The sequence below is a fragment of the Thermophagus sp. OGC60D27 genome (assembly GCF_052400625.1).
Lineage (GTDB): Bacteria > Bacteroidota > Bacteroidia > Bacteroidales > Marinilabiliaceae > Thermophagus.
This window is the reverse complement of the sequence record NZ_JBQTGH010000002.1, coordinates 431310-454249: the sequence shown is the minus strand read 5'-3', so window position 1 is coordinate 454249 and position 22940 is coordinate 431310. Positions and strand designations below refer to the sequence as shown.

At 38.6% G+C, this 22940-nt stretch carries 18 protein-coding genes; 7 read left to right on the top strand and 11 right to left on the bottom strand.

All coding sequences use genetic code 11. The features are described 5' to 3' along the window. Positions 1-19: 19 nt before the first annotated feature. The 3 genes from ACT29H_RS04035 to ACT29H_RS04025 are packed head-to-tail and all read left to right on the top strand — an operon-like array spanning position 20 to position 7187. Positions 20-3286, top strand: coding sequence for a tetratricopeptide repeat protein (locus ACT29H_RS04035; RefSeq protein WP_444820406.1), 3267 nt, complete (start codon positions 20-22; stop codon positions 3284-3286). A gap of 1 nt (position 3287) precedes the next feature. After that, positions 3288-5213 (top strand): DUF3857 domain-containing protein, encoded by a 1926-nt coding sequence (locus ACT29H_RS04030; protein WP_444820313.1) that lies wholly within the window; start codon positions 3288-3290, stop codon positions 5211-5213. Positions 5214-5237: 24 nt separating this feature from the next. Next, the gene (locus ACT29H_RS04025) at positions 5238-7187 is read left to right on the top strand and encodes a DUF3857 domain-containing protein (RefSeq protein ID WP_444820312.1); all 1950 of its coding nucleotides are present in this window, start codon (positions 5238-5240) and stop codon (positions 7185-7187) included. A 9-nt stretch (positions 7188-7196) separates the two neighbouring features. Here ACT29H_RS04025 and ACT29H_RS04020 read toward each other — a convergent pair whose 3' ends face one another. Together ACT29H_RS04020 and ACT29H_RS04015 are read right to left on the bottom strand one after the other, a co-directional pair. Next, positions 7197-7679, bottom strand: a complete 483-nt coding sequence (locus ACT29H_RS04020) for a YkgJ family cysteine cluster protein (protein WP_444820311.1) — start codon at positions 7677-7679, stop codon at positions 7197-7199. A 135-nt stretch (positions 7680-7814) separates the two neighbouring features. Continuing rightward, positions 7815-8705, bottom strand: a complete 891-nt coding sequence (locus ACT29H_RS04015; protein ID WP_444820310.1) for a DMT family transporter — start codon at positions 8703-8705, stop codon at positions 7815-7817. Between the two features lie 458 nt (positions 8706-9163). On the opposite strand from ACT29H_RS04015, the gene ACT29H_RS04010 reads away from it, so the two are divergent. Next, entirely contained in the window at positions 9164-11098 is a 1935-nt protein-coding gene (locus ACT29H_RS04010; protein WP_444820309.1) for a thioredoxin domain-containing protein, read from the top strand. 82 nt (positions 11099-11180) lie between these two features. Here the strand turns inward: ACT29H_RS04010 and atpG are convergent, their stop codons facing one another. The 9 genes from atpG to ACT29H_RS03965 form a co-directional block, all read right to left on the bottom strand. Next, positions 11181-12056, bottom strand: coding sequence for an ATP synthase F1 subunit gamma (gene atpG, locus ACT29H_RS04005; protein ID WP_444820308.1), 876 nt, complete (start codon positions 12054-12056; stop codon positions 11181-11183). A 6-nt stretch (positions 12057-12062) separates the two neighbouring features. Further along, on the bottom strand, positions 12063-13652 hold the full coding sequence (atpA, locus tag ACT29H_RS04000; protein ID WP_444820307.1) for a F0F1 ATP synthase subunit alpha: 1590 nt from the start codon (positions 13650-13652) through the stop codon (positions 12063-12065). A gap of 11 nt (positions 13653-13663) precedes the next feature. After that, positions 13664-14200 (bottom strand): ATP synthase F1 subunit delta, encoded by a 537-nt coding sequence (atpH, locus tag ACT29H_RS03995; protein WP_444820306.1) that lies wholly within the window; start codon positions 14198-14200, stop codon positions 13664-13666. Positions 14201-14226: 26 nt separating this feature from the next. Then, positions 14227-14721: a F0F1 ATP synthase subunit B gene (gene atpF / locus ACT29H_RS03990; protein WP_444820305.1), complete on the bottom strand. Its 495-nt coding sequence runs from the start codon at positions 14719-14721 to the stop codon at positions 14227-14229. Between the two features lie 49 nt (positions 14722-14770). After that, a complete protein-coding gene (gene atpE / locus ACT29H_RS03985) occupies positions 14771-14980 on the bottom strand; it encodes an ATP synthase F0 subunit C (RefSeq protein WP_444820304.1) in 210 nt (69 codons plus the stop codon). A gap of 20 nt (positions 14981-15000) precedes the next feature. Further along, positions 15001-16071 carry a F0F1 ATP synthase subunit A gene (gene atpB, locus ACT29H_RS03980; RefSeq protein WP_444820303.1) on the bottom strand — a complete coding sequence of 357 codons (1071 nt, stop codon included), beginning with the start codon at positions 16069-16071 and terminating at the stop codon, positions 15001-15003. Positions 16072-16183: 112 nt separating this feature from the next. Next, entirely contained in the window at positions 16184-16582 is a 399-nt protein-coding gene (locus ACT29H_RS03975) for a hypothetical protein (RefSeq protein WP_444820302.1), read from the bottom strand. A gap of 8 nt (positions 16583-16590) precedes the next feature. Beyond that, positions 16591-16980, bottom strand: coding sequence for a bactofilin family protein (locus tag ACT29H_RS03970; RefSeq protein WP_444820301.1), 390 nt, complete (start codon positions 16978-16980; stop codon positions 16591-16593). 163 nt (positions 16981-17143) lie between these two features. Next, positions 17144-18577 carry an adenylate/guanylate cyclase domain-containing protein gene (locus ACT29H_RS03965; protein WP_444820300.1) on the bottom strand — a complete coding sequence of 478 codons (1434 nt, stop codon included), beginning with the start codon at positions 18575-18577 and terminating at the stop codon, positions 17144-17146. Positions 18578-18745: 168 nt separating this feature from the next. Here ACT29H_RS03965 and ACT29H_RS03960 point away from each other — a divergent pair, with 168 nt between their 5' ends. From ACT29H_RS03960 to porZ, 3 genes are all read left to right on the top strand, one after another. After that, on the top strand, positions 18746-19579 hold the full coding sequence (locus ACT29H_RS03960) for a universal stress protein (protein WP_444820299.1): 834 nt from the start codon (positions 18746-18748) through the stop codon (positions 19577-19579). A 224-nt stretch (positions 19580-19803) separates the two neighbouring features. After that, complete coding sequence (locus tag ACT29H_RS03955; RefSeq protein WP_444820298.1) at positions 19804-20388, top strand: non-canonical purine NTP diphosphatase; 585 nt, start codon at positions 19804-19806, stop codon at positions 20386-20388. Between the two features lie 5 nt (positions 20389-20393). Further along, positions 20394-22940 (top strand): type IX secretion system anionic LPS delivery protein PorZ, encoded by a 2547-nt coding sequence (porZ, locus tag ACT29H_RS03950; protein ID WP_444820297.1) that lies wholly within the window; start codon positions 20394-20396, stop codon positions 22938-22940.

Sequence of the window (22940 nt, the reverse complement as noted above, 5' to 3'; positions counted from 1 at the left end):
AACCTTTCTTTCTTTGTCTATGAAAATCTTTCCTGTCCTATTGGTATTGCTCATATTCACACAACCTACTAATGCCCAACAACAATCCTCAGAAGAAATAATCGAAAAAGGTATTAAACTTCATGATGAAGGGAAATATCAGGAAGCAGTTCAACAATACCATCAAATCAATGAAAATGATTCCAATTATGTCTGGATGTTGTCGGAACTGGCACTGACATATTTACAAATGGGGAAATACGACAGCGCTGTTGTAATGGCCGATTTAGGACTGACCAAACCATCTGTACACAAATCTCACCTTTTTCGGACAAAAGCAACGGCTTTGGACTATGCAGGAAAGCCCTCAGAATCAATACGTGTTTTCAAACACGCTATAGAAAAGTATCCATTTATTTATTTACTGCATTTTAATCTTGCGATTACTTTTTTAAGACAAGAACAATATGCCGATGCCATCCAGGCCCTCCAGGAAGCTTTAAGGTGTAACCCCTTTCATGCCTCCAGCCACCTCCAATTAGGAATTCTTATGGCACGTCAGAAACAATATACCAGAGCATTCTTATCTCTTGAGACATTCCTGGCTCTGGAACCCAATAGTGACAGAAGCAATAAAACACTGGTCTTCCTCGAAAACATCGCCAATAATTATCTGGATACTGCTTACGGACAAGCCATTGAACCAGTTCTTGAAAACAGACTCTTTAAAGAAACGGACCATTACCTGAAATCGGGCATGGTATTAACACCTCGTTTTAAATCTCCTGTCGACTTCGACGCATCGTTGGCAAAGCAAACCAAAATGTTATTGGATGTATTACCTTTCGAAACCAATACCGACGACTTTTGGGCTCAATTATATTTCCCCTTTTTTAAACAGGTGAAGGAAGGTGAACATCTGGTCCCGTTCCTCAATACAATACTGATCTCGTCGGGCAATGATAAAATAATTAAATACCATAATAAAAACAGGAAGGAGCTGAAGGAATTTTTCCAGACAGGACAATTCTTGGGAAAGATAAAGGATTTCCGAAAATTAAATCTTGAAGGTGAAGAGAAAATCTACAGTTGCCAATATTATGACGAAGGAAATATATATTCCATCGGAAATTTTAACCAAGAGAAAAAAGAAGAAGGGTTGTGGATTTATTTTCACAACAATGGGGAGATGATGGCAAAAGGAGTGTTTGTTAACGGCGAAAAAGATGGTAAATGGGAATATTTTTATCGGAATGGCCAAATAAAAGAATCTGAAACCTACCAAAATGGAAATCTCCATGGCACTTACTATTCTTTCCATGAAAATGGCAACAAAAAACTCGAAGTAAACTATACCAACGGAAATATCATCGGTGACGTCAAATGGTTTGATCCTTTCGGACTGATTTCGGAACAATTAGCCTTTAAAGACAATAATTACAATGGCCCGGTAAAAATTTTCTACCCTAACAATGGGCTAAAAGGCAAGTACATCAACTCTAATGGTAGTCCTGATGGAGAATATCAAAGTTTCCACCCCAATGGAACCCTCCTCTCCAAACAGTATTTTAGCGAAGGCCAACTATCCGGTGAATATCTTGAATCCTTCTCCAATGGAAAACTATCCGTTCGTGGTCATTATGATGCCGACAATAAAACCGGAGAGTGGCGGTTTTATTACCCTAACGGAAATATCAAAACGATTGAGAATTATCAAAACGGAAAACCGATCGGTAAATTTCAACAGTTTTATAGTAATGGACAGGTTGAAGCAGAATATCATTTCAATTCCGAAGGGGAACTCAATGGCTCTTATAAATATTTCACACCAAAGGGTGATTTCTACCTGGAAGAGACTTACGAAAACGGAAAGTTAGTGGCTGTATCCTCATTTAACAGACTGGGAGAGATTATCAATAAAGCCGGTTCGCCCGATGGTTCTTTTGAAGTTACTCTTTTCGGTCCGGATGTACGAAAATTAGCCAGGGGGGCTTATTCAAACGGAAAAAGGACCGGCAAATGGGTGTTCTTCTATAAAAACGGTAATGTCAGTCAGGAAAGTATTTTTAACGATGGACAGATTGTTGGCAAACAAACAGTCTATTTCCCCAATGAAACCATAAAGGCGGTATATCACTACAATAATGAAGGTTTATTGGATGGCTTATATGAAGAATATTACAAAAACGGAAATATTAAAAGCCGGGGATACTATAAAGATGGACAACAGGACGGAGCATGGGATAATTACCGGCCTACAGGAGAACTTGAAACTGAAAATTACTTCCTTAAAGGAGTTCCTTTTGGATGGCAAAATTATTATGCTGTCGACGGAACTCTTAGTACCAGAATTAAAAACATCGATGGAAGGACTTTCAGAATAATTGAATTCGATTCAAATGGTAATATAATCTCTGATAACGACTTTACACGAGACTCTCTTTTCCAAATCGTCAATGATCATGGTACTGTGATAGCCAGCGCTCCAATCACAGGGGGAGTAATTTATGGCCCCATGAAGTGGTATGGTTCAAGAGGCAACGTTATCGTTGCAAAGAATTTTTATAACGATATGGCAGAAGGTGACCTTTTCAGATATTACGATAACGGACAAATTCTTACACAGGGACAATACCTTAGTAATAACAAGATTGGGAAATGGGTAACTTATTATGAAACGGGAGAAGTGGAATACGTAAATCACTATTTAAATGACCAGAAAGATTCTCTTTGCTTCGAATATTACCAAAACGGAAATATTCGGGAAGTGGCACAATACCATTCAGGAATACTGGAAGGGGATGTTATCCTTTTTGACGAGAGTGGGGAACAAATGGTAAAATTAATTTATTCGGCAGATGAGCTTATTGCTTACCAATATATGTTAAATGGAACTTTATGCGACACCATTAAATTAACCGATGGCAATCAAACCGTCGAAGCATTTTACAATAACGGCCAAAAAAGTTTTGAAATGCAATTTCAAAATTACCTCCCGCATGGGAAAAAAGTTAAATACTATCCAAATGGTCAGATTGCTTCCGAATATCATTACCAAAACGGCCTGATGGAAGGCGAATGTAAAGAATACTTTTTAGACGGGACCCCAAAGAAGGTGTTTACCGCAAAAGCTGGCCTGTATCATGGAGAATTCATTGAATACTACAAAAACGGAAAACCTAAACGGGAAACTTCTTATAAAGCTGATGAAATTGACGGAGAACGTGTGCTTTACAAAAAAAACGGAAAAGTTGAAAGAATAGAAATTTATCGCAATGGTGAATTTAACGGACTTAAAGAATTGTAAGATGAGAGCTGTATTGATTCTTCTTTTCGCACTAACCTTACACACTGTCGAAGCTGAAGAAAAACCCGGTATTAATCATCTTAAGAATATATATGGCAATTACAATGCGGTTATCACAAACACAGAGTATTATTATGATTTTAATGTAGTTAAAGATTCTTTAAAGGTTTCTTTTTCCGAAAAGACACAGACGACCATTTTAAACCACCATGCCAGGGCATTCACAAATGACGAAATATTTTTTAACTCCTTTGCGGTGTTAGGGAAGCATAAAGCCTATACCCTTGTCCCGCAAGGGGAAAAATACCAAAAAAAAGATGTTCAGGTTTTTCATGAAGCCAGCAGCATAAACGATGACATTTTTTATGATGATTCAAAAAGTATTCGCTTCTCTTATCCTTCGCTGCAAGAGGGCGCCATTACCAACCTGGAATATACACTGTTTTACACAGATCCCCGATTTATCCGTAAAAGCTTTCTACAATCACATATTCCCATTTTAAAGGCAAAAGTAACAGCCAGAGTACACCGTGATGTCCAAATAGGTTATAAACTCTTTAATGTTGAAGGTTTAAACATAAACTACAATCAATACTCAAAAGGGAAATATACCTACCACGAGTGGATAGTAACAGATGTACCTCCTTATAAATACGTCAGCTCACCAAGCTTTAACATCAGACATTTCAGCCCTCATGTAATTTTGTATCTTAAATCAACCAATATTAACGGTAATACTGAAAAATACTTTGGCAAGATTGATGACTTGTTTCGGTATTACCAAGGATTTATTTCCGATCTGAACAGCTCATGCAGCCCCGAACTAAAAGAACTTGTAAAACATCTGACCCACGGCCTACCGGAGGAAGAAAAGGCTAAAGCCATCTATTACTGGGTTCAACGCAACATTAAATACGTAGCTTATGAACAAGGGTATTGGGGGTTAAAACCGGCATCGGCAAATGAGGTCTTCACAAAACGATTTGGCGATTGTAAAGGAATGTCCAGCCTTTTATGTTGCATGATGCGGCAGGCGGGACTCAATGCATCCCTGGCATGGGTAGGAACCCGACATATTCCCTATACTTATGAACAGCTGCCTTTACCTATGGCCGACAATCACATGGTCGTCATTCACCACGCCGGCAACGGAAAAAAATACCTGTTAGACTGCACCTTCAATTATCTCGATTACGGCGTTTTCCCCTATCATATTCAAGGCAAAGAAGTGCTAATTACCAAGAACCAAAAGCAATATGAAATTTTTAAGGTTCCTGTTTCGCCCGCTAATTTCAGCTCCATTACCGACTCTGTTTCCATAACATTACAAAATGGTCTGATCAAAGGTGACGGCAATGTTATTCATACCGGATTCAACAAAATAGAGTTGGCCCAGGCCATGGATGGCGTTAAAGAAGAAAATTTCAATAACAACCTGTCCCGAATACTGAAAAAAGGAAACGATAAATTTAGGGTTGAGGATCATCACATTCATAACCTATTCGAATTTGAAAAGCCTGCCGAAATAGATTACCAATTCGTCCTGCACGATTATGTCCGACAAATAGGAGATGAACTATTTGTCAACCTTAACCTCTTGAAAAAGTATCAAAATCTATCAATCGATACAACAGGCATTGTAACTCCTATCGAAAATGACTTTTATTGCACCGAAACCTTCATTACCCGTTTTGAAATACCCGAAAATTATGAGATGTCCTATATCCCGGACAACGCAAAGTTTGAAAGTGACATTTTCACTGCCGTTTTCAATTACTCTAAAGAGGACAATGCCATTGTGTTAAAACAACAGCTGACATTCAGTATTTTTGTTTTGACAAATGACCAGATATCTCTCTGGAACGACTTGATTCGATTCCTGAATCAACAGTACCGATCAACCATCGTCCTGAAAAAGAACCAATAACCTAACTTCAAAGACAGAAAAAAAATGAAGCCTTTACTTTCTATTATCTTCTCAGGTTTGTTTATAACAACATTTGCCAAGAACAATGAAACCGTGTTCTCATGGGAAAAAAATCCTGTATATTCGGAAATACCCGACAAATACGCCAAAGAAAAGATCATTGGCATTAACTACGACGAATCGATAAGTTTTTACTATAACGACTATGACGTCCTTGAAGCCACCCATGTCTTGCACCGTAAAATAAGATTAAATAACGATCAAGCCATTAATAAATTCAATAAGATATCCTTCTCCATGAACAATGTCATTGAGTTGATGGATATCGGTGCCCGGGCTATCAAACCTGATGGTCGCATCGTAAATTTTGATCAAAACAATTTGAAGGAAGTAAAAGATGAAAAAGAAGGTGAGGCCCTTCGCATTTTTGCCATCGATGGCATAGAGCTGGGCGATGAGGTGGAATTCTACTTTGTAAGGAAAATACATCCCTCTTCCTTTGGAAGAACCTATTTCCAGTTCGATTACCCGATGCTTTCGGCCTCATTTGAAATTATTTCGCCTCCCAACCTCATTTACGATGTGAAAGGTTACAACGGTTTTCCCGATGCCTCCCATGCCGTACTGAATGATGAACGCAACCGGTTTTATTGCAGTATGACAGATATCCCCTTGATAAAAGAGGAAAAATATTCATTCCTCAATCCACGGAAGGCACGCATTGAATACCGGCTTGATTACAACTATGCCAGAGGACGAAGCCAAATTCTTACCTGGGACGATGCCGCTCAGACATTTTATGAAGATATTTATCTGAATGTAAATCAAAAGGGAATTGAAAAATGGCATAAAGAAGTGGGACCGATTACCGGCACAATTCGCGAAAAAGCCGCACAAATTGAAGAATACCTGAAAACCAACATTTATATTCAGGATTATCATATTCCCCAATTCAGTGATTTGTCCTTTATTCTGGAAAACAAAGTGACCAGTGAGAAAGGGATCGTGAAGTTGTATGCCAACCTTTTTAAAAAACATGGAATTAAGCATCAGTTAGTCCTTACCTCCGATCGCAGTAAAATTAAGTTCGACAAGGATTTCCAGTCCTGGAATTTCCTGAATAATTATTTAATTTTTCTGCCCGATATCGACACATATTTAGATCCCGGAAACATCGCTTTTCGTTTGGGTTGCGTCAGTGGGACATTAACTGCCACCGACGGTCTTTTTGTTGAACCGGTTCAAATTGGAGATTTCCATTCGGCCATTGGTAAGATAAAGTACATTCCACCTTCTTCCCACAAAGACAATTATCACAACATGGTCATCGACATATCGGTCGATCCGAACAGCAACATTGTCAATATAGAAAACTACCAGGGGCTAAAAGGCTTAAACGGCGGATTTATGAAATATTATTACAGAATGGTAGACAAAGAGACAAAAACCAAAATGCTGCGAAGCTTTTTGCCGTCCGAAATCCCGGATTCTGAAATCAATCTTATTGAGCTGTCAGATAGCCATTCTCATTCCCGGATGAAGGATGCAGAATTCATTATACATTCAAAGGTCAGCCCTTCTTCTTATCTGGAACTGGCAGGCGATAAACTATTGTTAAAAGTTGGATTGGTCATTGGACTTCAGGCCCAGATGTATTTTGAACAGGATAGAAAAGCAAGAGTAGAAACCGAATTCAATCGCTCCTACTATCGTGAAATTTTCTTTAAAGTACCCGATGGTTATAAAATTGCCAATCCCGAAAGCACAGTTTTAAATGTTTCGCAAAAAATAGATGATGAGATCGTCTTTCTCTTTAAGTCTGATTATTCCTATTCCGGAAACAGCTATAAAGTAACCATTGATGAGTATTACAAACGTATTTTTGCCGACAAGGATCAGTTCGAAGGATTTAAAAATGTGGTAAACGCTGCGGCCGACTTTAACAAAGTAGTGTTGGTACTGGAAAAAGAATAAGATGTATTACTAATATTCTTTTTTCAACCGCTCCACAATATCAAGCACAGCAGGACAAACCAAGGTGTTTCTCCAGGTAAGATTCAGTATCTGGTGAAACCGCTTCCGATCGGTATGCGGGTATTCGCGACACGCACGGGGGCGTACATCATAGATCAAGCAATAGTTGTCGTCCATTAAAAAGGGGCAGGGTGCCTCCCGAAAAACATAATCCCCCTCTTCATCCAGTTTCAGATATTGATGTATTAGTTCGGAGGGCTTTATTTTCAAATGTTTGGCAATACGATCAATATCTCTATCGATGATAATCGGACTGGTTGTCTTGCAACAGTTGGCACATTCCAGACAATTAACTTCCTGAAAGGTTTCCTCATGCAGTCGATGCACTACTTCATCCAAATCCTTCGGTTTTCGGCGACCCACTTTTTTTAAAAAGGCTTTGTTTTCTGCAGATCGGCTTCGCGACGTTGCTTTAAATTTTCCCAAATCCATATCTTAATGCGTAAACAGCGACAAAAGTGCAAAGATAGTATTGTCAGCTTTGATAGTGCGATCCTTCAAAAAACATACCTGAAGTAATACAAGTATTCCTACGCAAAAAGAAACCTAAACCGAATACACGAGATTTCAATTACCCCGCTTTCGAGACCGCCACTGAGAGATAAAGAGCCCCCCGATAACAATACCAATACCGACAATTTTTCTGACCGAAAGCATTTCGTCCAATACCATCCAGGCAAAAACAGCGGTAAAAACCGGAATCATATTGGTAAACACATTGGCGCGCGTTATCCCAACCTGCGATATTCCATAAGCAAAAAATATAAAGGCAAATGAAGAGGCAAAAAGAGCAAGTAATAAAAGGGCTGTTATGGCCTCCCTACTAACAGGCATGGAAACAAGTCCATCCCACTCCTTCAAATAGAAGAAAGGAAAGAAAAAGCCTATGCCGAATAAATTTTGCCAAGCAGTAAGGTTTACAGGCGAATACCGTGTCGCCATCTTCTTTATCAACACCGACGCCGACAAGGCAGCAAAAATAGCCAACCCCATAAAAAGAAGTCCTTCTACGGGGGCTGAAAGTTCAAACCCATTCTCAAACAATATCAAGGCCACTCCAATAAATGAAATCACCAGGCCCAACAAATTAAGTGGTGAGAACCGCTCTTTCATAAATAACATCCCCGGGATAGGTGAAAATAACGGTATAGTACATACAAGAACCGACCCCATCGTCGAAGAAAGGTAATTCAAGCCATTGCTTTCACCCATAAAATAAAGAAAGGGCTGAAAAAATGAAAGAGCAATCATCCCCTTCAGATCTTTCTTACGCAATGGCTGATACCGACCACTTAGAAACAAATATCCAAAAATAAAAACCGAACTGATTACCAACCGAAGCCAGATGGTGGAAACAGGAGTAAACACGGTAAAAGCCACTTTGGTCCATACAAATGAAAAGGCCCAAAAAAGCATGGCGCCCGTCAGGGCTGCAAAAACTTTAATACGGTGATTCATCGATTAGTGTATGAATGGAAGCCACAAAGGTACATCACATTATGAAATAAAGGATGTTTTCATCAGTATAAAATTAGTTTAATTCATTGGTCTGATGGAACTCGCATGACAAAGGGTTTTGTACATATTCTTTTGCGACAATCTCACATTGTCATGCAATTTTCATCAATTTTTCCAAGGCAGAGTTTAGAATCAATACATAAAATATTTCATTCACACCCACCCATAATTTATCCCCCAAAACGCCATCATTTAAACATAATGCTAAAAAATAGGTCCAAAAACAATGACTTTTGATTTAATCTCTTAATTTTATACTCTTCTGAACCAATATCATAATCCATTAAGCGGCCAAATAAAACAAGCATGACCATGCAGGATTACCACAAAAAGAAGGTATTAATCATTGTCAAACATAGCATATTCCATTTAAACCGTAACTTTAAAAATTTACACAAATGAAGAACACTACTTTCATTATTCTACTTATTGTGATCATTATGGGGTGCCAGCCCAAAAGACCGGCTTTAGTTAACAGGCCTGTTTTTGAGACAAGGAACAGCAACACCCTGGAAATAGACAAAATAGAAATACTGGACACCGCCACCATACTGCACATGGATGCTTTTTACCGGCCTAAGTGGTGGATATTAATCTCTCCTGACACCTACATTAAAGAAAGTGGCACCGACAACAAACTCATGCTAACAAAAGCCGTTGGGATTACTCCGGGCGAAAAGTTCTTCATGCCTGACTCCGGAAAAGCTTCATTTCAATTATTCTTTCCCCCGTTAAATCCATCGGTCACAAATATTGATTTTATTGAAAGTGATTGTGAAACCTGTTTCAAAATTTGGGGTATTTCTCTTCTTCCCGGAGCATCAATCAACATAGATTCCAAATCGCTGTCGCTACAAAACGAAGAAGCAACAGCTCTTCCTGAACCAGACTTCAGCTCCAATCCGGCAATCGTATCCGGAAAAATATTGGGATTTAATAATGACATGCTTCCCTACACAATTACCTTTTATCATCCCGATCTTCTTTCAGCCTCCTTCAAAGAAACAAAAGTTACAGTTGCCGAAGATGGATCTTTTAATGATGAAATACCTATTTGCCAGCCCACCACTGTTTTTTCCGATAAGATGGGTGTCCTTTTTCTGATTCCGGGAAAGGAAACAAAACTTTATTTGGATTTGAAAAAGAAAGCACGCTATGATTCACGCTACCGAACCGATAAAGAACCGGACGATTCTATATTTGTATTTGCCTCCGGCAGCCACATAACACCTAATAATATTCTTCGAATATACAATACAGGTAACTCTTATATCAAAAGAGACATGATTTTTAAAAATATTGTCGACATGGATCCAGAGAGTTACAAAAAGTACTTTATGGATCATTGGCGGGAAACAAAAATGAAAATCGAAGAAGAATATCCGGACCCCTCCTCAAAAACAATTCTAACCGCATTTTCCAAGAGTAATGTTATGAATTATCTCCTCTCTTATAGTAGCATAAAAACTCAAGCATATTTTAAGGCTAATAACATTCCACGGGAGCAATGGCGTCAAACAAAATATAATGTGGACAACCCGGATAAAAACTACTATTCTTTCCTAAAAGAAATGCTTACCGATGAACTAGCATATTCTACCAATTTCTACTCCACTATAAAAAAAGTTATTAATCTGCCATTCATTCAGGAGGCAGGTAAGGATAAATCGGGCATTGCAATGGCCCATGCCGTCACCCAACAGATGGAACAATTACTGGGCATTAATAACCACTTGATATTAGATATTGCCAAGGCACAAATATTAAACCACGAGCTGCAACAGCTACATTTCTTCACGGATAAAGACAAACAAGCGTTAAAAACATTTTTTTCGAATGAGGCCTTGGCCAACAAACTAATTCAGGAAAACGACCAATTAAAAAACATCATTGAAAGCAACAAAGCAAGTTCCGGAAAAGGATTTGTCATTCACGAAACGCCGGATGTTCCTCAGAGCAAAATGTTTGAAACCATCCTCTCACAATTTAAAGGAAAAGTTGTGGTTGTTGATTTTTGGGCTACTTGGTGCGGTCCTTGCCGCCGAGCCATTGAAGCGATGAAACCCCTAAAAGAAGAGATGAAAGATAAAGAGGTAGTATTTCTGTACCTCACAGGCGAAACCTCTCCCATCGGCGCCTGGAACAAAATGATTCCCGACATACACGGACACCATTTCAGAGTAAGTGATGCTCAATGGAAATATTGGTATAAAGCATTCCAAATTGAAGGTGTCCCAACTTTTATGATTTTTAATAAAGAGGGTGTGCAGACTGCCCGATACACAGGATTCCCGGGTGAAGAAGTCATTCGTAAAGCGATAAACGAAAAATAAAATTTAAACCGAAAATAAAATGAGGGCGTCGTTTAAGGACACCTTCATTTTATTTTACTATGCTGAAGTAGAAAAAGCGAAATTACTTTTTCAGTGCTTCAGCACCGGAGGTAATTTCAATCAATTCATTTGTGATCGTCGATTGTCTGGCTTTATTATACAACAATTGCAATTCTTTGGTAAGCGCATCTGCATTATCAGTAGCCTTATGCATGGAAGTCATTCTGGCGCCATGCTCAGATGCTATAGACTCCAACACCACTTGATAAAAAAGGGAACGAAGCGCTTTAGGCATAAGACTGTTCACGATGGTTTGCTGGTTAGGTTCAAGGATATATTCAGAGATGGCTTTGTTTGGCTTAATCTCGGGAATGCTTACAGGCAAAAATTGCTGAACCTGAACTTCTTGTACCGCAGCATTAATAAAACTGTTATAAACAACGATAGCCTTTTTCAGAATTCCTAAATCGTATTCATCAATTAATTCATCGGCAAGCATAGAGATTTTGGAATAAGCGGGATCACTCAATTGACCTTCTTCTAAAATACGTGGATTGATATTCCTGGATCGAAGCATTTTCCATGCTTGCTTTCCCATAACCCGTATTTCAACATTCCCATTTTTATAGTCGTCTTTTAATTCACCTTTTAAAAGTTTCTGAACCGCTTTGACCACATTAGCGTTAAAAGCACCACAAAGACCGCGATCAGAGGCTAAAACAAAAAGGACAATCTTTTCACCTTTACCCGGAAAAGTATAATTAATCTTCACATCAGGATAGGTAGAAACCAAATCATTGATAATACCAATAAGATGAGAAGTATAGGGACGAATATGATCCACATCATCCTGTGCCTTTTTTAATCTGGCAGCAGAAATCATCTTCATAGCACTGGTTACCTGCATGGTCGTTTTCACAGCACTGATTCTTGTTCGTATGTCCCTTAAATTTGCCATTAAATGCTATTCCTCCTCATTAACTTTAAAATGGGCAGCCACATCGTGGGCAACCTCTTCAATTTTTCGGGCCACCTCATCATCCAGATTTCCACCCAAAATAGATTCAAAAACATCTGGATATCTCAGGCTCAAATTATCAATAAATTCCTGTTCAAATTTTTTCACTTTATCCACAGGCACTTCTTTCAACAAGCCTTTAGATCCGCAATAAATAACTGCAACCTGATGCTCTACCAACATGGGTCTGTACTGAGGTTGTTTCAACAATTCAACATTTTTTCTTCCTTTATCCAAAACGTTCATTGTTGCCGGATCCAAGTCGGATCCAAACCTTGAAAATGCTTCAAGTTCCCTATACTGGGCCTGATCAAGCTTTAGTGTTCCGGCCACTTTTTTCATTGGTTTAATCTGTGCATTACCACCTACCCTAGAAACAGAAATACCCACATTAATGGCAGGACGAATACTGGCATTAAAAAGATTGTGCTCCAAAAAAATCTGCCCATCCGTAATAGAAATCACATTAGTTGGAATATAAGCAGAGACATCTCCTGCCTGTGTTTCAATAATAGGAAGTGCAGTTAGAGAACCACCCCCTTTAACTTTCCCTTTTAAGGATTCTGGCACATCATTCATTTGTGCCGCTACCTCATCCGATTCAATTATTTTGGCCGCTCTTTCCAATAAACGGGAATGCAGATAAAAGATATCACCGGGAAAGGCTTCCCGTCCGGGTGGACGCCGCAACAAAAGAGAAACTTCACGATAAGAAATAGCCTGTTTAGAAAGGTCGTCATAAACAATCAGTGCATGTCGCCCTGTATCTCTGAAGTATTCACCGATAGAAGTGCCGGAAAAAGGAGCGTAAAACTGCATAGCAGCAGGATCTGAGGCTGTTGCAGATACGACTATGGTATAATCCATAGCACCATGTTTTTGCAATGTATTGACAATCTGCGCAACGGTAGATCCCTTTTGGCCAATCGCCACATAAATGCAATAAACCGGATTCCCTTCTTCAAAAAACCTTCTTTGATTAATAATAGTATCGATTGCGATAGCGGTTTTCCCGGTTTGCCGGTCTCCAATAATTAATTCACGTTGTCCTCTCCCAATGGGGGTCATGGCATCAATCGCTTTCAGTCCGGTTTGCAAGGGCTCTTTCACCGGTTGACGGAAGATCACTTCTGGTGCTTTACGCTCCAAAGGCATTTCTAACCTATCACCCTGAATAGGCCCTTTCCCGTCGATAGGTTCTCCTAATGTGTTCACCACTCGTCCAATCATGCCATCCCCTACTTTAACAGAGGCAATCCGGTTGGTTCTGCGAACAATATCACCCTCTGAAACTAGCTGAGAGTCGCCAAACAAAACTACTCCCACACTATCCGATTCGAGGTTCAAAACAACTCCCATACAATTATCAAACTCAACCAATTCATTGGATTGAACATTTGAGAGCCCATATACCCGAGCTATACCATCACCAATCTGCAATACAGTACCAACCTCTTCTAATTCTGTGGAAGATTGGAATCCTTCTATTTCTTTTCTTATAATTTCGGAAACTTCCGACGGACGTATTTGTTCCATACCGGCATTCTTTAGCTCAATAGTTTTTTTCTGAGAGTCTTCATTTGATGTAAAATACTGTTGTCAATAATCTTTTCATCAACAACGAGTATAACTCCCCCTATAATATCAGGTTTTACCTGCATTTCCATTTCAATAGGGCATTTAAATTTTTCCTCAAGAAATGACTGGAAGTCATCCTGATAATCCTTATCCATTTCTACTGCCGTAATCACCTTAATACTTTTTATTCCTTTGTATTTTTTATAAAGGTGATCAAAGTATAAGATAATATCGTACAAAAGATATTCTCTACTTTTATCAATAATTAAATCGAGAAAACGGATCATTATCGGATGTTGTTCTTCGGAAAGCACCTTTTTAAGTACCTTTTTCTTTTGAGATCCTTTCAGGACTGGGTTTTCCAGAAAAATGCAAAAATCTTTTACAGACCGACAGTGCTCAAGGAGCATTTTGGAATCGGCATAGAGTCGTTCCAAAATTCCCCTGTCCTGACCAAGCTCAAACAAAGCTTTGGCATACCTCACTGTAACGGGTCCTCTATTCATTTTTAATAAATAATAATCGTCCTGTATTAATTAAGATTCATCTCGTTGAGATAAGTATTGATTACCTTTTTCTGTTTTTCCTGATCGGTAAGCTCTTCTTTCAAAACCTTTTCTGCAATTTCAAGCGATAACTTACCGATTGTATCTTTAATTTCGTTAAGGGCATCCTCCTTTTGCTTTCTTATGTCGGCTTGCACTTTCTCCATTACTTTTCGACTTTCGTCTCTAGCGGCGGCTTTGGCCTCTTCTATCATCCTATTTTTCAACTCTCTGGCCTCCGACAAGATTTGATCTCTCTCTTTACTGGCCTCTCCAAGAATTTTTTTTCTTTTTTGCTCAAGATGTTCCACTTCCTCCCGTGCTTTCCGGGCATCTTCAAGAGCAAAAGAAATAGTTTCCTCACGAACCTTCAATGCACGAAGAATAGATGGTAATGCGTACTTTCTCAATACCATCAACAAAAAGATAAACGTCAGCGTTGTCCAGAAAACCAGTCCCGGGTTTGGCGTTAATAATTCCATTCTGACATTTTTTTATATTAAAAAAATCGGTCGAAACAAAAGGTATTGATTAACCGACTAACCATGCAACAACAATTCCGAAGAGCGCAATCCCCTCTATTAACGCTGCTGCCACGATCATTAACGTTTGGATTTTGGAACCCATTTCAGGCTGACGGCTCATGGCTTCCAGAGCAGATTGTCCTATTCTCCCAATACCGATTCCGGCTCCCAGTACAATTAAGCCTAACCCTAAAGCTGTAAAAGAAATCGTCTCCATATTTTTATAAATTTAATAGATTAATGTTCCGATTGACTTGTACTCATTCCTATAAATAAAGCTGTTAACAATGTAAAAATATAAGCTTGCAAAACAGCCACCAATAATTCCAATAAATACATTACCAATGATAAAACCACCGACATCGGGGCGATATATATCGATTTTAGGATAAAAATGATCGAAATAAGACTTAAGATAATAATATGCCCTGCAGTAATATTGGCAAATAACCTGATCATTAGAGCAAAGGGCTTAGTAAAAATGCCTATAATTTCCAAAGGTACTAAAATAAACTTCACGGGAAGGGGAATCCCCGGTGCTGTAAAGGTGTGTTTCCAGTACGACCCAGATCCAAAGAGATTAATGGCAAAAAAGGCAAAAACTGCAAGAGTAGCTGTAAAACTAATATTTCCCGACAAATTACTACCACCAGGAAAAAAGGGTACAATTCCAATAAGATTATTAATCCAGATAAAGAAAAAAACCGTCAAAAGAAAGGGTACAAATTTATCGGCCGTTTCTTTATTGATCTGGGCTCTGGCAATATCATCCCTCACAAATAAAATGATCGGTTCCAATACGGCACGAAAACCTTTTGGCGGCGCCATTCCATGACGCGCATAGGCTCGTCCGGCCGAAAGAAACATCAGCAAAATGATGGTCACCGATAAAAACATGCTGGCCACATTTTGTGTAATGGAAAAATCGGAAGGTGCAATATTGGTCACATGACCTTCTTGGTCAAAATGTAGTGTCCCTTCAGCATCCGTCAAATAAAAATGCTCATGATGTAAAATCACAAAATCATTTCCAATAGGAACCGGGTGAGAAGAATGATAAAAACGATCAGAAGAATAAAACCACAATCGGCCTCCATGCCAAAGAATCACAGGTAATGGCATCGATAAATGAACTTTGTCCCCATGACGATTGGTATAATCCAAGATATGCCATTGGTGGGCATCACTAATGTGCTCCATCACCACTTCTATAACATCGAAAGATTCTTCCTCCTCTGAAAGAACTTCTTCGGATAGTGCGGTCATATTCCCCACCAGCAATAAAAATATGACAATATAATATTTCAAGTTTCGATCCTCTCTTTGGCTATTCTAAAAACGCGAGTAATCTTAAATAGAATCTTCTATACGAGCATAGAAGAAGAGATGTTTCAGTGGGTAATACTTAAACAGGCATATTTCAAAATTTCTGCTTTGACAACCACTGAATTTTCCACTTCGTATCCAGTGTTAAAAGAATAAGATAACTAATAATTGTAGGAATGACAAATGCCTCAATGTCCTCATGTTCTTTATCAAAGAAAAGCATCACCAGCAATGGAATCAAAAATATCTTGACCACCGACATAGTTACTAAAACCATTCCTGATGAGTCAGGCCAAACCTCTTTGAAAAATTTCAGAATAGAGGTTGTTAACGGAAACAAAACAACGATGATTAAGGCCAAATAAAACCAGTTTTTGGGAATATGTCCTGCTTCAATAAAAACAATAAGACCCGCTACTCCCTTGAACAGCAGGCCATAAAAAATCTCTTTGATCAGCAACACTTTATATGCCAAAAACGGAAGTGGAGCCATAAATCAATCTATTTTTTGTTGTCTTTGGAATTACTTTGAGAAACATCATTTCCCGGCTGATTTCCCATATTACAGGTTCCGGTAAAGACTGCACCCGGCTCGATATTGAGTTTACCGGTTTTAATATCACCACTAACTTTTGAACTTGCCTTCAGAGACAGCAGCTCACTAACACTGATTTTTCCGACAAGAGACCCAGATAGTTCTGCATTATTACAGAATACTTCACCCTTGATCATACCATTGGATCCAATAACAACCTTACCTTTGGAATTGATATTTCCTTCAATTTGGCCGTCAATTCGAATATCTCCATTGGTTTCAATATCACCCACTATTTTTGTTCCAGGTCCAATGATGTTCGGCAGCTTGCTTTCTGGTTCAAAGTTTTTTGCCATGTCCATTAACGTTTATTTAGGTTATAATTACGAACTTCTATTTAAATAATAATACAATTTATCTTAAGCATTGGCAACGGAAAAGCCATGATACTACTTTTCTCCCACCTCCTGTCCTATCTGAAATAATTGATCTACAAAATTAAAAAGAAAAACCCAATAATTACTGGACTTTCAGTAATTCCTTTAATGCTTTAAGCTGTTGCTCTTTATTTACCTGCCTGAGATTTCGGGCAGTTTTGGTGTAATACTTGTGATGCGTAATAAAATTAATTTGTCGTTTATTCCATTCTTTTAAAGTCATTTTCCCATTAAACTTTTGAATTTCTTCATACAAATTTTGAGAAACCGGAATAAAATCGGGACGTCCAAGGTAGTCCAAGTCTGCATCTTTAAGGATAGCCTCAAGATGATTCCGTGGCTTGGCATCCTTTCTGGTGACGTTGATCAATCCTTTAATTTCTTCTATCTGGTCTTCCGAATAGCCATACATCTGTAAAATTTCTTCAGCCAGTTCAATACTGAAATCTTCATGATTTTTATAAGAAATAAGGAACCCAAGATCATGGAAAAGCGCAGCTGTTTTTATCAAAAGCATTTCTTCGTCATTGATGCCTTCCCCCCTCCCAATAATTTCAACCTGAGTAACGACATCAATAGTATGCTTCATATTATGATAAGACAAATCCTTCGATAACTCATTTTCGAGTCGATTCAGAACAGCCTCTTCTACATCTGCAAATCGAATGTGCTGCAATTTTATCCGGAATAACTCATTAGGCTCCTGGCCCAGCCCATCCACCGACAATTCGGGAATAATCCCTTTAATGAAATACATATCTGTTTCGCCTTTATATTTAATGGGCATTTTGCCTCTGTATTCCGAAATAAAAAACTCTTTTACCAACTGCCATGTGGTGCCGGAAACATTGATCTCGCCGGCCATACCCGAGGATTCCATACGGCTGGCAGTATTTACCGTATCTCCCCATATATCAAAGGAAATCTTCTTGCGACCCACCATTCCAGAAATTACCGGACCGGTATGAATCCCAATTCGCAACTCCCAATAGTCCTTGTGTTCAATCACTTTAACGCGACGCATCGCTTTCATAAACCGCTGCATCTCCAGCGCAGCCAAAACCACTTCGACAGGGTTTGTGCTATTTTTTATGGGGAGGCCGCCGGCGCACATATAGGCATCACCTATTGTTTTTATTTTTTCGATGCCATATTCTTCAGCAACTGAATCGAAATAAAAAAAAAGCTGGTCCAGTTCATCGATCAACACCTCCGGGTTAAGCTGTTCTACAATTCTGGTAAATCCCTGAATATCGGCAAAAAGAACAGTAACTTTCTGATATTTCCTAGATTTCTTTTTGGGTCCCTGATGAGTATAAACGATAGAATCACTATCATATTGTGCCTGAATTCGGTGAGCTTTTTCTTTTACCCTTAAAGCCAACTCTAGTCTCTCTGCAGTAAGCTTTTCTACCTTTTGAAGAATATAATTTCTTATCCAGATGAAAATCGTAAAGGTCAAAATAACAATTACCAACAAGATCAGAAATATATTTAAAGAAACTCCCGCAGTCATTACTTTGACAATTAAAATGAATAATGATTGCAATATAAAATAAAGTCTTGTAAAATCCTTTATTCGTCAATCATTTGTGGCCTTTTAAAAAAATGGCTTAATTTCTTTAATGTTTGTAAATGCAAAAATGCTATCTTTAACCTGTTAAATACAACCAATTCAACAAATATGGAAAGCTTAATGCATAGCATTCTGGTGCCTTATGATTTTTCGGATACTGTTATTTATGCAGTCCAACATGCAGTAAATCTTTCCCGGGTACTCAACACCAAAATCACTTTACTGCATATCGTTAAACGACAATCGGAAATAAAAGCATCGGAAAATAAACTTCGACAAGATGCTGACAAAATAGAACAGAAACTTCATATAAAGCTCGAAATTCTGGTAAAAGAAGGTACAATTTTTAAAACCATCAATGAAGTATCCGAAGAACTAGAATGCGCCATGGTTGTTATGATAACCCATGGGATGCGAGGAATGCAAAAGCTTACCGGGAGTTGGGCTCTAAAAGTGATTGTTGGTTCCAGAGTTCCCTTTTTGGTTGTGCAGGAACCCCCACAAAAAAATGACTACACGAAAATTGTTTTCCCCGTTGACTTTAAATCGGAAAACAAAGAAAAACTCAGATGGGCGGAATATATGTCCCTCTATTTCAAAACTAAAATATATTTATTCTCTTCCGTCTCCAAAGAGGGTGTTTTAGACGGACGTACCAAAGCCAATGTGGTTTTCTGCAAAAATTTTCTGGAAGAGAAAAAAATTGATTACGAATTGGTTCTTGCCAAGCACAAAGCTTCATTTTCTCAGGAAACCATTGATTTTGCCAAAGAGAACCAAGCCGATTTAATCATTATCATGACAACACGCGACATCGCTTTTCATGATTATTTTCTGGGCGTTCAGGAACAGGATATTATTGCCAATAGTGCAAAAGTTCCGGTGATGGTTATTAATCCCAGAACCGATTTAATGAAATATGGCTACGGCGGAAGCTTCTGATAAATCATTATATTGATCGGCCTTATTGTTAGACCATCCATACCAGAGGTGCATGGGTATACTTCTCCTCGCGAGAATTATACCCTTATTTAAGCATACGTCAATGTTTTGAAATTATACTATTTTATTCAATTCAGAAACCGCCTTCTTCTTCTACTTCATCAAATTTCTCTGCCAAGGCATTAATTTTTTGTATTTTCGCAATCGAATTTAGACAGAGAAATATGAATTTCGTATTTGCCACTAAAAACAAACATAAAATTCTGGAAATAAACAGTCTTCTTGGCAATGACAAGGCTGTAAAATCTCTTTCAGAATTAGGAATTGAAGAAGAGCTCCCGGAAACCGGCAGAACCCTCGAAGAAAATGCTTTGCAAAAAGCTCGATATATATACAAACAGTTAGGTATAAATTGCTTTGCTGATGACACAGGCCTTGAAATTGAAGCACTCAACGGGGCACCCGGTGTTTTTTCGGCACGATATGCCGGATCGGATAAGAACAGCAAAAAAAATATGCAAAAGGTGCTCCTTGAACTTAAAAATACCCAAAATAGAAAAGCTCGTTTCAGGACAATCATAGCCTTAATATTCGACAATAAAGAGATGTTATTTGAGGGTACAGTCAACGGGGTAATACTAGAAGAGCCCAGAGGGTTAAGCGGATTTGGATACGATCCCATATTTCAGCCGGACGGATATGACCTATCATTTGCAGAAATGTCTATGGCCGAAAAAAACAAGATGAGCCACAGAGCGTTTGCGCTACAACAGTTGGTGGATTTTATGCGAATTTCAAAGTTCATTTGACCATTATGAAACGGGCCAAAGCCTTATCAAAAATTCCCTTTGCGGAAGAAGTTCTCTTATCGAACAATAGATGGGGCAGATATGGTCCTGTCCATCGGTACTATTTACAGCCCAGAAAGACAACAAATTCAGGCATATTTGGTTGTAATTGTCACATGAATGCCTTAAATAAAACAACATTGGTTCTATTATTCTTCTTCATATTTTGTTTTTCAGGGCAAACTCAAAACCAATGGACAACCCATTACTCCTACAAAGAGTGTTTCGATATTACTGAGAATAGCCAATTCGTAATTGGAGCCACCAAGCTGGGATTAATATTATATCATAAGGAAACCCAATCACTTTTTACCAGAAATAAATCCAATGGACTATCAGATTCGAACATTTCAGCCATTGCCACTGTCTACAACAAAAACTGGATTCTGGTTGGCTATGAAAACGGAAATATCGACATCCTTCGTGATGACCGGGTAAATAATATTCCGGACCTGAAAAATGAACAGATGAGCCAAAGCAAATCAATCAATCATTTCCTATACCATAACGGAAGAGTCTTTTGCAGCACTGATTTTGGCGTCATAGAACTGAATATTGAAAAAGACGAAATAGTTTCAACATTAATAATAGGGGATGATGCATCCTTCCTAAAAGTCAATAAAACCCTTATACTTAATGACACCATTTATGCCGCAACCTCAGCCGGTCTATTAATGGCCGATATGAACAAAGTTCTTTTGTACTATAAAAACTGGGAACATCTATCTGAAGACCATGCAGAATATTGTGATTTAATCGCACATCCCTCCGGTATATTAGCAGCCCGGGGTTATCGAGGGGCAAACTGTCATCTGACATTATTTAACCATCAGGGAACATCAGACCTTTCAACCATTGAAGGATATTACGGCACCACCCCCATTGACAAGGGCTATATTATTACCACACAGGACAGAATTCTCTTCTCCGATTTTCTGCTAAATATTTCCTCTTCACAAGAAACAATTATAGATAACACCGGAAATGTATACCACCCATCCTTCAGAGGATATATGATAGACAAGAATCAAAAACATTGGATTGCCGACTGGAAAAACGGACTTTTCCTCAGTACAAATCACCAACAATACCAACAGATTCTGCCGGGGGGGCCTTATTCCAACTCGGTTTATAAGTCCAAGAAAATTGGAAATGAATTGTGGGTTATACCGGGCGGATTTGGAACCTTTTACGAAAACACTTTGACACCTGCCAGCGTCTCAATACTTAAGGATGGAGAATGGATTTACTTCGATAGTTTCAATACGCCTGAATTTGGAGACGTCTATGATTTGGTTAATGTTGAAGCCAATCCCCAAAACCCTGACAATGTCTTCGTCTCCTCATGGGGGTATGGGGTGTTCGAATTTGATAAAGACAATGACAACAACATATACCTGAAAAATCACTACACAGAAAACAATGTTGACTTCAATAATTCAACTTCACCCTCTTCTAATGACCCGAATGTTAAAATTTGGGGCTTGACCTTTGATGAAAGGGGCCATCTCTTCATGACCCATTCGGATAATACAAACGTCTTTATTGCTTATGATACATACGAGAACATCTGGCATCACTTCAATTATGGAACAATGGCACTCCTTGCCCCTATCGTGGGTGAAATTACAATAGACAACAACGGTTTCAAATGGGCGCCGATCTTGCAAAGCTACAAAGGCATTTTTGTTTTTGATGATAACGGCACCATTGACAATTTTTCTGACGACAGATACCGAGGCCCATTAACCAATGATCAGGATACGGATAATAGAAATGCAGGATTACTGGAATTTTGGGATGAATATGGCGAGGTATCCATCCATGGAGCCTTATGCATTGATAAAGATAAAAACGGATATTTGTGGTTTGGCACCGAGAATGGAGTTATCGTTCAGTATAACCCGGGAAAAATTTTTGATGATCCAAAACCAATATTTTCCAGAATAAAAGTTCCAAGAAATGATGGCAGCGGACTGGCCGATTACCTTCTGGAAGGAGAGAAAGTGACTGCCATCGCAGTAGATGGAGCAAACAGAAAATACATTGGAACAGAAGGAAATGGTGTTTACTTATTATCTGAAGACGGGACACAAACTGTCAGCCATTTCACCACAGACAATAGTCCCATGCCATCCAACAATATTTTTGACATTGAAATAGATGGACAAACCGGTGACGTTTATTTCTCAACCGATCAGGGATTGATATCTTATAGAGGCGAAGCCATCGATGGAAAAGAAAGTTTCAGCAACATATATGTATATCCAAATCCTGTTAAACCCGGATATAATGATCCCATAACCATTACCGGATTGATGGATCAAACAATTGTCAAAATTACAGATACTCAAGGAAATCTGGTATATGAAACCACTTCTATTGGGGGCAATGCTCTCTGGAATGGAAAAAATCTTAAGGGAGAAAAAGTAAATTCCGGTATATATATTATATTTTTGGCATCTCCGGATGGAATGCAAAATGGAACTGCAAAAGTTGCGATAATCAGATGA